This is a genomic window from Silvania sp. (genome assembly GCF_051656365.1).
Classification (GTDB): Bacteria; Pseudomonadota; Gammaproteobacteria; order Enterobacterales; family Enterobacteriaceae; genus Enterobacter; species Enterobacter hatchlandensis.
In genome coordinates, this window is the sequence record NZ_JBOGBT010000039.1 from 49379 (window position 1) to 62972 (window position 13594).

The window sequence follows — 13594 nt, forward strand, 5'->3', positions numbered from 1 at the left end:
GGCTTACAGGCTATTGAAAACGCGGTTTTCCTGTTCCTGCACGCGGATAAAGGTTGTGCGCTTGGTCAGCTCTTTCAGGCGTTCAGCACCCACGTAGGTGCACGCAGAACGCAGGCCACCGAGGATGTCACGCGCGGTTAGATCAACCGGGCCGCGCAGTGGCAGTTTCACGGTTTTACCTTCTGCGGCGCGATACTGGGCAACACCACCGACGTGACGGTTCATCGCAGACTCAGAGCTCATGCCGTAGAACAGCATGAATTTCTCGCCGTTTTCTTCCACTACGGTACCGCCGCTCTCTTCGTGACCTGCCAGCATACCGCCGAGCATCACGAAGTCAGCGCCGCCGCCGAAGGCTTTCGCTACGTCACCTGGCATGGTGCAACCGCCGTCGCTGACGATCTGACCGCCAAGACCGTGGGCGGCATCGGCACACTCAATGACAGCAGACAGTTGCGGGTAACCCACGCCCGTTTTAACACGCGTGGTGCACACGGAGCCTGGGCCGATACCCACTTTGACAATATCGGCGCCGGAGAGGATCAGCTCTTCACACATCTCACCTGTCACCACGTTACCAGCGATAATGGTTTTGGTCGGCCAGGCTTGACGCGCTTTGCTGACAAAACGGACGAAGTGTTCGGAGTAACCGTTCGCCACGTCAATGCAGAGGAAATTAAGCGCCGGGTTCGCCGCCAGGATCTGTTTCGTTTTCTCAAAATCAGCGTCGGAGGTACCCGTAGAGACCATCACATGCTTTAACACGTCAGCAGGGGCAGATGCGACAAACGCATTCCACTCTTCCACGCTATAGTGTTTATGCACTGCCGTCAGGATCTCAAAGCTTGCCAGCGCGGTCGCCATCGCGAAGGTCCCGACGGAGTCCATATTGGCGGCGATAATCGGCACGCCAGACCAGGTCTGACCGGAATGCTTAAAGGTAAATTGACGTTCGAGCTCAACGTCAGAGCGACTTTTCAGAGTGGAACGTTTAGGGCGGATAAGAACGTCTTTGAAACCTAACTTCAGATCTTCTTCGATACGCATTTGCAGATTCCTGGGGTACTGGGGTAAATGTCGAAAAACGAAACACACAACTCCAGTGACGTTATCATACGCACTAATCGTTGCTCCGCAAGACTGCGAAAATCACTTTTTTTACGCTACAATCCTATAAATTTACCTGAGCAAAGCCAGATAAAAAGCGTTAACGATTATCTGTTATATGAATTCAATTTAAGCGGCTGATTTTGATAATGAATATTTCCCAGGATTTAATTTAATGGGGTATACCGTCGCGTTAACGGGCGGCATCGGAAGTGGCAAAAGTACCGTCGCCGACACATTTTCTCGTCTGGGCGTCAACGTTATTGATGCCGATATCATTGCCCGACAGGTGGTAGAACCCGGCACACCCGCACTGCATGCTATCGCCGAACATTTCGGCGGTGAACTCATCGGGCCCGAGGGCACCCTTAATCGCCGAAAGCTGCGCGAACGTATTTTTGCTCATCCTGAAGAAAAAGCCTGGCTTAACGCCCTGCTCCACCCGCTGATCCAGCAGGAGACCCAGAGGCAGATGCGGGAAGCGACCTCACCGTATGTCCTGTGGGTTGTACCGCTGCTGGTGGAAAATCAGCTACATAAAAAAGCCGATCGGGTTCTGGTGGTCGATGTCTCTGTAGACACCCAAATTCAGCGCACCATGGCACGCGATAACGTCGCACGCGAACATGCCGAACAAATTCTTGCCGCGCAGGCCACGCGTGAAGCGCGCCTGGCCGTCGCGGATGATGTTATTGATAATAATGGCGCACCGGATGCCATTGCATCGGATGTTGCTCGTCTGCATCAGCAATACCTGGCGTATGCTGCGCAGGCCGTTTTACAGGAAAACCATAATGTACACCCACGTTCTTTTTGAGCATCCCCTCAACGAAAAAATGCGTACCTGGCTGCGTATTGAGTTTTTAATTCAGCAGCTTTCCAGCCAGCTTCCGGTTCACGACCACACCACTGCCCTGCATTTTTTCCGTAACGTAGGCGACCTTCTGGATGTGTTAGAGCGTGGCGAAGTGCGGACTGAACTGCTGAAAGAGCTGGAACGCCAGCAGCGTAAATTACAGGCCTGGGCGGAGGTGCCCGGCGTAGACAACAGCCGTATCGACGCCCTGCGCCAGCAGCTGAAACAGAGCAGCGGAATTCTGATGGCCGCGCCGCGCGTGGGCCAGTTTCTGCGTGAAGACCGTCTGGTGGCGCTGGTCCGCCAGCGCCTGAGCATTCCCGGCGGCTGCTGCAGCTTCGATTTGCCGACTCTGCATATCTGGCTGCATATGCCGCAGGAGCAGCGCGACACTCAGGTACAGGGCTGGATTGATAGCCTTGAGCCAGTGCATCAGGCGCTGTCGTTGATCCTCGATCTGATCCGCAACTCTGCACCGTTTCGTAAGCAAACCAGCCTGAACGGCTTTTACCAGGACAATGGCGACGATGCCGACCTGCTGCGCTTACAGCTGCGCCTCGCCGATCAGCTTTATCCGCAAATTTCCGGGCACAAGAGCCGCTTTGCGATCCGTTTTATGCCGCTCGACAGTGAAAATGGCCTCGTGCCTGAACGCCTCGACTTTGAACTGGCGTGTTGTTAAGGAGCCATGATGTCTGATATTACCAGCGTAAACTGCCCCACCTGCGGGAAGCCCGTCATCTGGAGCGAACAAAGCCCGTTTCGTCCTTTCTGCTGCAAACGCTGCCAGCTGATCGATCTTGGCGAATGGGCTGCAGAAGAGAAACGCATTCCCAGCGCAGGCGATCTGTCTGACAGCGACGACTGGAGCGAAGAGCAGCAGTAAGGTCACGATGGCCTGCCGGTACGTCGACAGGCAGGCCCGTTAATTCTGAACTAAGCGGGCAATAATGGGTTCATTTGCCGGCGGGAACTTATCCGCATCCTCCGCACTCAGCGTAACCCAGTTGCCTGGCTGCCCTTCTCTCCCCCACGGCTCGCCTTCCCAGCTTTCGACCAGCCAGAACCACAGGGTGATGTGGCGATCGGGAAAGGTATATTCCAGCTTATCAAATAGCGTTGCACCCAGCGGGGTGATCCCCACCTCTTCCTGGAGTTCACGGGTCAGCGCCTGCTCCGGCGTTTCGCCTGACTCGATCTTACCGCCAGGGAATTCCCACTTGTTGGCCATATGGGCATCGGCCGCGCGCTGGGTGATGAAGAATTGATTATGTGAATTGCGGATAATCCCGACAGCGATTTGCAGTATTTTCATTATGTTACGTCCATAAAAAAGGCGCAGATATCTGCGCCTTTTCAGTGTGTTAAATGCTTAGCTCAGGCGGCCATGGCACTGTTTGTATTTTTTACCGGAACCACACGGGCACGGATCGTTACGCCCAACCTTACGATCGCCGGACTGCTCGGCAATAGCGGCTGCCGCTGCGGCTTCGTCGTCCTGATGGCTGAGCTGTTGCATCTGTGCCAGACGTTCGGCTTCTTCACGACGCTGCTGCTCCATCTCTTCAACTTCTTCCGGCATGCGCACCTGCACCTTGCTCAGGGTACTGATCACTTCGTATTTCAGTGATTCCAGCATTGAGGCAAACATCGCAAAGGATTCGCGTTTGTACTCCTGCTTCGGATCTTTTTGCGCATAGCCGCGCAGATGGATCCCCTGACGCAGGTAATCCATCGCCGCCAGGTGCTCTTTCCACAGGGAGTCCAGCGTTTGCAGCATCACGCCTTTTTCGAAGTGGCGCATCATCTCTGCACCCACCACTTCTTCTTTACGCTTGTAGACTTCCAGTGCGTTGGCGAAGATACGTTCACGCAGCGTCTCTTCATGCAGCTCTGGCTCTTTATCCAGCCACTCCTGAATTGGCAGCTCGAGGTCAAAGTCATTTTTCAGACGCGCCTGCAGACCCTCGATATCCCACATCTCTTCCAGCGACTGCGGTGGAATGTGTCCATCAATTGTCGCTTTAAAGACGTCTTCACGAATGCTGTTAATGGTTTCGCTTACGTCGGATACGTCCAGCAATTCGTTACGCTGGGTGTAGATAGCACGACGCTGATCGTTCGCCACATCATCGTATTCCAGCAGTTGCTTACGAATATCAAAGTTACGGCTTTCAACTTTACGCTGGGCGTTAGCGATAGCCTTGGTCACCCACGGGTGTTCAATCGCTTCGCCCGGTTTCATGCCCAGCTTACGCATCATGCCAGACACACGGTCGGAGGCAAAAATACGCATCAGCGCATCTTCCATCGACAGGTAGAAGCGAGATGAACCGGCATCACCCTGACGACCCGCACGGCCGCGCAGCTGGTTATCGATACGACGAGATTCGTGACGTTCAGTACCGATGATATGCAGACCACCTGCAGCCAGCACTGCATCGTGACGAATCTGCCACTCAGCTTTAATCTGCGCGACCTGCTCCGGCGTTGGGTTTTCCAGCTCGGCCAGTTCAGCCTGCCAGCTGCCGCCCAGCATAATATCAGTACCACGACCGGCCATGTTGGTGGCGATAGTCACAGCTGACGGATAGCCCGCCTGGGCAACGATGTCCGCTTCTTTGGCGTGGAACTTGGCGTTCAGTACGTTGTGTTTGATACCGGCTTTGGTCAGTTCATCGGAGACCACTTCTGATTTTTCAATCGAAATCGTCCCCACCAGCACCGGCTGGCCCGCAGCGGTACGATCGCGGATATCTTCAATGATCGCCTGAATTTTTTCTGCTTCGGTCATGTAGACCAGATCCGGCATATCTTTACGGATCATCGGACGGTTGGTCGGCACCACAACGGTATCCAGCTTGTAGATAGAGCTGAATTCGAAGGCTTCCGTATCCGCCGTACCGGTCATCCCCGCCAGCTTCTCGTACAGACGGAAGTAGTTCTGGAAGGTGATGGACGCCAGCGTCTGGTTCTCATTCTGGATGTCGACTTGCTCTTTTGCTTCGACGGCCTGATGCAGGCCATCGGACCAGCGACGACCCTGCATGGTACGACCGGTGTGTTCGTCAACGATAATGACTTCGCCATCTTTGACGATGTAATCAACATCACGGGTAAACAGCACGTGCGCGCGCAGGGCGGCAGTGACGTGGTGCATCAGCATAATGTTAGTCGGGGAGTAGAGTGACTCGCCTTCGTCCATAATGCCCTGATTCACCAGCAGCTCTTCGATCTGAACCAGACCGCGTTCGGTCAGGTTAACCTGACGCGCTTTTTCGTCCACGGAGAAGTGGCCTTCACCCTGGAAAGTATCGGAGTCTTCTTTTTCCTGACGAATCAGGTGTGGAATGATTTTGTCGACTTTGCGATACATCTCGGAGCTGTCTTCAGCCGGGCCGGAGATGATCAGCGGCGTACGCGCTTCATCGATCAGGATGGAGTCCACCTCATCCACCAGCGCATAGTGCAGTTTACGCTGGACGCGCTCTTCCGGGCTAAATGCCATGTTATCGCGCAGGTAGTCGAAGCCGTATTCGTTGTTAGTGCCGTAGGTGATATCCGCGCCGTAGGCTTCACGTTTTGCCGGTGCAGGCAGACCGGACATGTTGATCCCGACGCTCATGCCGAGGAATTCGAACAGCGGGCGGTTATTTTCGGCATCACGCTGTGCCAGATAGTCGTTGACGGTCACGACGTGAACGCCTTTCCCGGACAGAGCATTCAGATAAGCTGGCAGGGTTGCGGTCAGGGTTTTACCTTCACCGGTACGCATCTCTGCGATGCAGCGATCGTTCAGCACCATGCCGCCCAGCAGCTGCACGTCAAAGTGACGCATATTGAATACGCGCTTACTCGCCTCACGAACAACGGCGAACGCTTCCGGGATCAGGCTTTCAACGGTTGCGCCTTTCTCAAGACGGGCACGGAATTCGACGGTTTTCGCTTTCAGCTCGTCATCGGAGAGTTTTTCCATCTCCGGTTCCATGGCATTGATTACCGTGACAGCTTTGCGCATACGGCGCAGGGTACGATCGTTACGACTACCGAAAACTTTGGTTAATAATTTGATTAGCATAATAAATTCTCAAACGCCCCATCATGGGCAGTTAAATTAATGTACTGAAAAAGGTTAATTTAGCTGAGGCGTTGAGGTCCGGCACGGATACCCTGTACCTGGCTAATCCAGGCGGATACTGAAAAGGCGGGTTGCGGTTCAAACGTGGCAACGGTGACCTGGCGAACGATCGCCGGCGGTTTGCTCTGCAGGGTTAACAGCGTGTTGAGCGTATCGAGCAGGGCAAGATGGTGCGCCTGAACCGGCAGAGATTCTTCGACGGCAGGCAACGCCTGCGGTGCCATCGCGAAAGAGAGATGACGAATAACCGTGCGAATCGCATGCTGGTGCCAGTAATCCACCGTAAAGTTCGGGCGGCGTTTTGCTTCCAGAAGTGCAAGGTTGGTGAAATTGACCCGCGTGGTTAAATCGTGCCGGGTGGTGCTGGCTTTTGCAGGGGTAGCGGCTTCGGCGTTATTGCTGAGCGCGGGCAAGCCGAAACTCGCCGCGACCATCCCCAAAAGGAGATGCGGCCAGAAGTAACGTCTGCCAAATTGTCGCCAGCGCGTCAGAATTCCGCTCAATTGCCCCACCACGATAGGTCAGCCTTCAGGCTCACCGAATGATTTTATTTATTTTCGCGCCCAGATAGTACCACTAAAGCCACTGCGCAGCAGCAGTATTGAGACGCGGAGGAGGTTAAAAATCGCGAAGAAATCAGCAAACATGCGATTGACTGCAGCAATTTCGAAGGGATAAAAACAAAAACGACTGGTCTTCCTGGCCGGAGAGAGTGCCAGGTCAACCAGTCGCATTGATATAACGGAAGTACCGTTACGCCAGGACCGTTTTCGGAGCTTTGAATGCCAGAGGCAGTTCTGCTTCGTCTTCGAAGGTCACAAATTCCCAAGCTTCCTGTTTTGCCAGAACAGCCTGCAGCAATTTGTTATTCAGCGCATGACCGGATTTGTACGCGGTAAATGCACCAATAATATTGTGACCACACATAAACAGGTCGCCGATCGCATCCAGCATTTTGTGACGAACGAATTCATCTTCAAAACGCAGGCCATCTTCGTTCAGTACGCGATAATCGTCAACAACGATGGCACAATCGAAGCTGCCGCCCAGGCACAGGCCGCGGGACTGCAGATATTCGATATCACGCATGAAACCGAAAGTACGGGCACGACTAATCTGACGCATAAACGCATCAGCAGAGAAGTTCATCGCATAGCGCTGGGTGCTGGCATCAATCGCCGGATGGTTAAAGTCGATGGTAAAGTCCAACGAAAAACCATTAAACGGCTTGAACTCAGCCCACTTGTCGCCATCCTGAACGCGAACCGTCTCTTTGATACGCACGAATTTCTTCGCGCAGTTCAATTCTTCGATGCCGGCATCCAGCAACAAATAAACAAACGGTGCAGCGCTGCCATCCATGATCGGGATTTCTGGCGCATCGACTTCAATAACAATGTTGTCGATCCCCAGACCCGCCAGAGCGGCATTCAGGTGTTCTACGGTAGAAATCCGTACGTCATGCTCATTGACCAGGCAAGTACAGAGCATAGTATCACGCACAGATTTGGCATCAGCCGGGAAATCTACCGGTGGATTCAAGTCGGTGCGACGATAGATGACCCCGGTATTGGCCGACGCAGGGCGCAACGTCAGTGTGACCTTTTTGCCGGTATGTAAACCGACGCCAGTCGCCTGAACGATACGTTTTAATGTCCTTTGTTTGATCATCGTATAATCTCGCCAAATTACTTATCCAACCGAGAGTGTATATCACTATCGGCAGGCCAGTTTAGCACAAAGAGCGTAAATGCCCTAATTCCAGTCAATTCTTAGTCAGCTTGCTTACGCAGGAACGCTGGAATATCAAGATAATCAGGCTCTTTTTGGGTCTGCGGTGTACTGTCGTTCACCACTTTCGCCGCCGGTTTTTGCTCCTGCGTCAGCGGCGACATGCCGTGCTGCGGGTAGCGGTCCATGACAGGCTGCTGTGCAGGCTTGTTGGTGACCAAAGTGATCTCAGGACGTTTGTCCATGCCGATACCGGTCGCAACAACGGTCACGCGCAGTTCATCATTCATTTCTGGGTCAAGTGAGGTACCAATTACCACGGTTGCATTATCAGATGCAAACGCACGGATGGTGTTGCCCACGGTTTCAAATTCATCCAGACGCAGGTCGAAGCCCGCGGTGATGTTAACCAGCACGCCGCGCGCGCCAGACAGATCGATATCTTCCAGCAGTGGAGAAGAGATGGCCATTTCAGCCGCTTCTTCTGCACGGTCTTCGCCTTTCGCCACGCCGGAACCCATCATTGCGTAGCCCATTTCGGACATCACTGTGCGCACGTCAGCAAAGTCGACGTTCATCAGACCCGGACGGGTGATCAGTTCTGCGATACCCTGCACAGCGCCTTTTAAAACATCGTTCGCTGCGCCAAAAGCGTCCAGCAGAGAGATGCCACGACCCAGCACTTTCAGCAGCTTGTCGTTCGGGATGGTGATCAGCGAGTCCACGTGTTTGGACAGCTCGGTGATACCCTGCTCCGCGAATGCCATACGCTTCTTGCCTTCAAAGTTGAAAGGCTTCGTCACGACAGCAACGGTCAGGATACCTAAATCTTTAGCGACTTCAGCAACCACTGGCGCAGCACCCGTGCCGGTACCCCCGCCCATGCCTGCAGCGATAAACACCATGTCTGCACCATCCAGCGCAGCGCGCAGCGCTTCGCGGTCTTCTTCTGCTGCATTACGGCCGACTTCAGGGTTTGCCCCAGCGCCAAGACCTTTCGTAATGCCACCACCGATTTGGATCGTCTGGCCAACGGCCGTTTTACGCAGCGCCTGTGCGTCGGTGTTGACTGCAAAGAATTCAACACCTTCAATGCGCTCGCGCACCATATGCTCTACAGCATTACCGCCGCCGCCACCGACGCCGATGACTTTAATCACCGCGTCGTTGGTCAGTTCCATAGGTTCAAACATAGTTTCTCTCCGTTTTGTGCCTGTCGCCTGAAACCGTAAATGTTCACCGGTCTCTTACTAAAATTAAAATTCTTTTCGCAGCCAGGTGTTGATTCGTTTGATCCACGAACCGACTGACACGCGTTTTTCTACTTCTGCTTCACCACTGAGGTGGGTCTCCTTCCCGTAGTGAAGCAAGCCCACGGCCGTCGAATAATACGGCTCCTGAGCATAATCCGTCAGACCGGTGATGTTCAACGGGGCGCCAATTCGCACCTGCGTATGGAACACGCGCTGCGCACAGGCTGCAAGACCTTCAATTTGCGCTGCACCGCCGGTTAACACAATTCCCGCCGCAAGATGATGTTTCACGCCCTGCTGGCGAAGCTGTTCCTGTAATTGCAAAATTTCTTCGTTGACCAGGTTAAGCAGCTCGGTATAACGCGGCTCAATGACCTCGGCCAGTGTCTGGCGCTGCAGGCTGCGCGGCGGACGACCGCCAACGCTCGGCACTTCAACGCTCTCATCTTTGCCCACAATGGAGCCTAATGCACAGCCGTGACGCACCTTGATGGCTTCTGCATCACTTGGCGGAGTGCCAAAGGCATAAGCGATATCGCTGGTGACCACATTCCCGGCATAAGGGATTACTTTGGTATGGCGCAGCGCGCCACCCGTGTAGACGGCGATATCCATAGTACCACCACCGATATCCACCACACAGACACCCAGCTCACGTTCGTCCTCAGTTAGCACGGAATAACTCGCGGCCAGACCGGCGAAGATAAGTTGGTCAACTTTCAGACCACAACGTTCAACCGCTTTGACGATGTTTTTCGCCATATCGTTGTGACATGTGATCAAGTGCACTTTTGCCTGCATACGCACGCCGGAAAGTCCGACAGGATTTTTGATGCCTTCCTGATAGTCGATGGCGTATTCCTGTGGGATTACGTGCAGAACGCGATGTTCATCGCGTACGCGTACCGACTTCGCCGTATGCACCACGTTTTCGACGTCTTCCTGCGAAACTTCTTCTTCTGAGATCGGCACCATCCCGATCTCATTCTGGCAGCTAATGTGCTTGCCAGAGAGCGCCAGATACACGGAGGAAATCTGGCAATCTGCCATCAATTCAGCCTGGTCGATGGCGCGCTGCACGCATTTCACCACCGACTCGAGGTCGTTTACCCCACCTTTATCCATACCACGAGACGGGCAACTGCCCACACCAATGATATTGACCATACCGTCGGGCAGAACTTCCCCTACTAAAGCGGCAACCTTCGCGGTGCCAATCTCCAGTCCAACTACCAGTTTTCTGTCCGTCGCCTTGATCATTGTTGTTCTGCCTGTACCTGTGCCTGATTCTGTTGCTGATTAGGTTCCTCAACCGGTGCAGGGATCCACCCGACCGATGCGCCTGAGTCATAGCGCAAATCAACGTAGCTTATCCGTTTGCCTTCGGCCTGAGCGTGCTGCTGCAGAACCGGATAGAGTTCTACAAAACGTCCCAGGCGCTTCATCGTGTCACCGCGACCAAGATTCAGCTTAATGTCGTTCGTTAGCGTCAACTGCCATGAACGACGCGCCGTCATCGCCGCTTCTTTTAAGTTAAAGCGATCTTTCGCCAGAACCTGCCCCATGGTGCGAAAACCGTCTAACACTTCGTTTTCGCTACCTTCCGGGCCATACAACAGAGGTAAATTATTCTTGCTGACACGATCGGCGGGAACGCTGAAGGAATTTCCATCTACGTCAACCATATGCTGATCATTCCAACGTGCAATGGGTACATATTCAACCAGATGAATCTTCAATTCATCGGGCCACTGCTTTCTGACGCTTGCCTGCTTAATCCACGGCAGACGTTCGATTTGACTCTGGATGATATTCACATCTTGCGTCATAAACGTACCCGGCGAGCCTAACGCCAGAATCGACTGACGGATATCATCGTTGCGCGTGTAGTGGCGGTCGCCCGTGACGACCAGCTTCGACAGAGGCAGACGTTGTGCATCTTCCATCCAGCCGAGCACCATCCAGCCGCTGACAAACACGGTACACAGCACGGCGAGCAGGAAGGTAATCCCTGCAAGACGCGTTCCATTGCTCCGCCGTGAAGAATATTCTTCTTCCTCTTCCTCGCGGTTTCGCGTGTTCAGCGCAGCCTGAGACATATCAGCCTGCCTGATCCAGAATGCGCACGACTAACTGCGAAAAACTCATTCCCGCCTGACGCGCCGCCATCGGTACCAGACTGTGGCTGGTCATACCTGGAGAAGTATTGGCTTCCAGCAGGTAGAATTGCCCGTCACTGTCCTGCATCACGTCAATCCGTCCCCAGCCCTGACAGCCCAGCATATTCCAGGCTTTGAGTACCAGAATGCGCAAATCAGCGTCTTGTTCAGCCTCGAGACCACTTGGGCAAAAATATTGCGTCTCATCAGAGAGATACTTCGCCTCATAATCATAGAAGGTTCCGGCTGGTTGGATACGAATTGACGGTAAAATTTCTTCGCCCAGCATCGCAACGGTGAATTCGGGTCCACTGAGCCATTTTTCGATGAGTACTTCTTCATCGTGTTGAAATGCCAGCGCTAATGCAGATGTTAAATCAGCAGCACATTCAACTTTGGACATGCCCACGCTGGAGCCTTCACGGCTGGGCTTCACAATGACCGGTAAACCGAGTTCGGCGATCTGTGCGTTTACGCTGGCATCAAGGCCTCGCGTAAACTCGCGACGCGTCAGTGCTACCCATGGCGCGACCGGCAGACCCGCGCCCTGCCACAGCAATTTGCTGCGCAGTTTATCCATCGAAATGGCCGACGCCATGACGCCGCTACCGGTATAAGGCAGGCCGATCACATCCAGCAACCCCTGCAGCGTGCCATCTTCACCGCCGCGACCGTGTAGTGCGATAAAGACTTTATCAAAGCCCATCTCTTTCAGGCGCGTCACGTCCGTCTCTTTTGGATCGATCGGGTGTGCATCGACGCCGCCTTCACGGAGTCCTGCCAGTACAGCGGCGCCGGAATTCAGGGAAACCTCGCGCTCGGCGGAAGTGCCGCCAAACAGGACCGCGATTTTATCAGCCATGACGCTCTTCCTCCGAAATTTGCGGCTTAAGTTTGATTTCAGCCAGGCTACGGGCGATCTTGCCGATATTTCCCGCACCTTGCACCAGAATCAAATCATTGCCGGTCAGCACAGGGGCAAGCATCGCCGCCGCCTGGGCATGGTCGGAGACCAGAATCGGGTCAATCTTGCCGCGGCCACGGATGGTACGGCACAGGGAGCGACTGTCCGCACCCGGTATCGCCGCTTCGCCTGCCGCGTACACGTCCAGCATCAGCAGCGTATCGACCTGCCCCAGCACGTTGGCAAAGTCGTCGTAAAGATCGCGAGTACGCGTATAACGGTGCGGCTGGAACAGCATTACCAGATTTTTATCCGGCCATCCCGCGCGCGCCGCTTTGATGGTGGCCTCGACTTCAGTCGGGTGATGTCCGTAGTCATCAACCAGCATCGCAGTACCGCTTTTACCGTTAACGGCTTCCAGTGGGAATTCGCCAAGGAAATCAAAACGACGACCGGTCCCCTGGAAGCTTTCCAGCGCCCGTAAAATGGCCTCGTCTTCAATGCCCTCTTCCGTTGCCACCGCCACGGCCGCTGCGGCGTTCAACGCATTATGGCGACCTGGCGCGTTCAGGGTAACGCGGATACTCTCTTTATCCTGTCGCACCAGGGTGAAATGCCCCTGGGCGCCTGTCTGCTGATAGTCTTCCAGGCGCACGTCGGCATCGTCACTGAAACCGTACGTGGTGGTCTGACGCCCGACGCGCGGCAACAGCTCGCGGATCACTGGGTCATCAACGCACATTACCGCACGGCCATAAAACGGCAGGTTGTGCAGGAAGTTGATAAAGGTCTGCTTTAAATTTTCGAAATCGCCCTGGTAGGTATCCATATGGTCGGCTTCGATGTTGGTCACAATTGCCACCATCGGCTGCAGATGCAGGAACGATGCATCGCTCTCATCCGCTTCAGCGATCAGGTAGCGGCTGTGACCCAGGCGCGCATGCACGCCAGCGGCTTTTACCAGCCCGCCATTGACGAAGGTCGGATCGAGACCGGCTTCAGCATAAATACTGGAGACCATCGCCGTAGTGGTGGTTTTGCCATGGGTGCCTGCAACGGCGATACCATGACGAAAACGCATCAGCTCAGCCAGCATCTCTGCGCGGCGGATCACCGGGATACGCGCGTCGTGCGCAGCGACGATCTCAGGGTTGTCCGCAGAGATGGCGCTGGAAACCACCACGACGCTCGCGTCGAGGACGTTTTCCGGGCGATGGTTAAAATAAATGGTCGCGCCAAGTGACGCCAACTGTTGCGTAACAGGGTTCGGCGCCAGATCGGAACCGCTGATCTGGTAACCTTCATTCGCCAGCACTTCGGCAATACCGCCCATACCGGCGCCGCCGATGCCAACAAAGTGAATGTGCCGGACGCGACGCATCTCGGGCACGATTGAACGCAGTTTCGCCAGTTGTTGTGTATTCATTCTCTAAACGCCATCGACTA

At 54.4% G+C, this 13594-nt stretch carries 13 protein-coding genes; 3 read left to right on the top strand and 10 right to left on the bottom strand.

The features are described 5' to 3' along the window. Nucleotides 1-3: 3 nt before the first annotated feature. The gene (locus ACRDD5_RS07995) at nt 4-1047 is read right to left on the bottom strand and encodes a GMP reductase (RefSeq protein WP_438676425.1); all 1044 of its coding nucleotides are present in this window, start codon (nt 1045-1047) and stop codon (nt 4-6) included. A gap of 235 nt (nt 1048-1282) precedes the next feature. On the opposite strand from ACRDD5_RS07995, the gene coaE reads away from it, so the two are divergent. Genes coaE through yacG form a run of 3 tightly spaced genes read left to right on the top strand, consistent with a single transcriptional unit; the run spans nt 1283 to nt 2849 of the window. After that, the gene (coaE, locus tag ACRDD5_RS08000) at nt 1283-1924 is read left to right on the top strand and encodes a dephospho-CoA kinase (protein WP_438676426.1); all 642 of its coding nucleotides are present in this window, start codon (nt 1283-1285) and stop codon (nt 1922-1924) included. Next, entirely contained in the window at nt 1902-2645 is a 744-nt protein-coding gene (gene zapD, locus ACRDD5_RS08005) for a cell division protein ZapD (protein ID WP_271282439.1), read from the top strand. Before coaE ends, zapD begins: the two co-directional genes overlap by 23 nt. Before the next feature lie 9 nt (nt 2646-2654). Next, entirely contained in the window at nt 2655-2849 is a 195-nt protein-coding gene (gene yacG / locus ACRDD5_RS08010; protein ID WP_438676427.1) for a DNA gyrase inhibitor YacG, read from the top strand. 39 nt (nt 2850-2888) lie between these two features. Here the strand turns inward: yacG and mutT are convergent, their stop codons facing one another. The 9 genes from mutT to murC all read right to left on the bottom strand — a co-directional run bounded on the left by mutT (nt 2889) and on the right by murC (nt 13574). Further along, nucleotides 2889-3278, bottom strand: coding sequence for an 8-oxo-dGTP diphosphatase MutT (gene mutT / locus ACRDD5_RS08015; protein ID WP_271282441.1), 390 nt, complete (start codon nt 3276-3278; stop codon nt 2889-2891). 57 nt (nt 3279-3335) lie between these two features. Further along, nucleotides 3336-6041, bottom strand: coding sequence for a preprotein translocase subunit SecA (secA, locus tag ACRDD5_RS08020; protein ID WP_271282442.1), 2706 nt, complete (start codon nt 6039-6041; stop codon nt 3336-3338). Nucleotides 6042-6100: 59 nt separating this feature from the next. Continuing rightward, nucleotides 6101-6604, bottom strand: a complete 504-nt coding sequence (gene secM, locus ACRDD5_RS08025) for a secA translation cis-regulator SecM (protein WP_438676428.1) — start codon at nt 6602-6604, stop codon at nt 6101-6103. A 250-nt stretch (nt 6605-6854) separates the two neighbouring features. Next, nucleotides 6855-7772 carry a UDP-3-O-acyl-N-acetylglucosamine deacetylase gene (lpxC, locus tag ACRDD5_RS08030; protein WP_438676429.1) on the bottom strand — a complete coding sequence of 306 codons (918 nt, stop codon included), beginning with the start codon at nt 7770-7772 and terminating at the stop codon, nt 6855-6857. A 101-nt stretch (nt 7773-7873) separates the two neighbouring features. Further along, nucleotides 7874-9025, bottom strand: a complete 1152-nt coding sequence (gene ftsZ, locus ACRDD5_RS08035; RefSeq protein ID WP_271266705.1) for a cell division protein FtsZ — start codon at nt 9023-9025, stop codon at nt 7874-7876. A 63-nt stretch (nt 9026-9088) separates the two neighbouring features. Beyond that, nucleotides 9089-10345 (bottom strand): cell division protein FtsA, encoded by a 1257-nt coding sequence (ftsA, locus tag ACRDD5_RS08040; RefSeq protein ID WP_271266704.1) that lies wholly within the window; start codon nt 10343-10345, stop codon nt 9089-9091. Next, nucleotides 10342-11184, bottom strand: a complete 843-nt coding sequence (gene ftsQ, locus ACRDD5_RS08045) for a cell division protein FtsQ (RefSeq protein ID WP_271282445.1) — start codon at nt 11182-11184, stop codon at nt 10342-10344. Before ftsQ ends, ftsA begins: the two co-directional genes overlap by 4 nt. A 1-nt stretch (nt 11185) precedes the next feature. Then, a complete protein-coding gene (locus ACRDD5_RS08050) occupies nt 11186-12106 on the bottom strand; it encodes a D-alanine--D-alanine ligase (protein ID WP_271282446.1) in 921 nt (306 codons plus the stop codon). Continuing rightward, nucleotides 12099-13574, bottom strand: a complete 1476-nt coding sequence (gene murC, locus ACRDD5_RS08055) for a UDP-N-acetylmuramate--L-alanine ligase (RefSeq protein ID WP_271282447.1) — start codon at nt 13572-13574, stop codon at nt 12099-12101. The genes ACRDD5_RS08050 and murC overlap by 8 nt, the downstream gene beginning before the upstream one ends. Between the last annotated feature and the right edge of the window lie 20 nt (nt 13575-13594).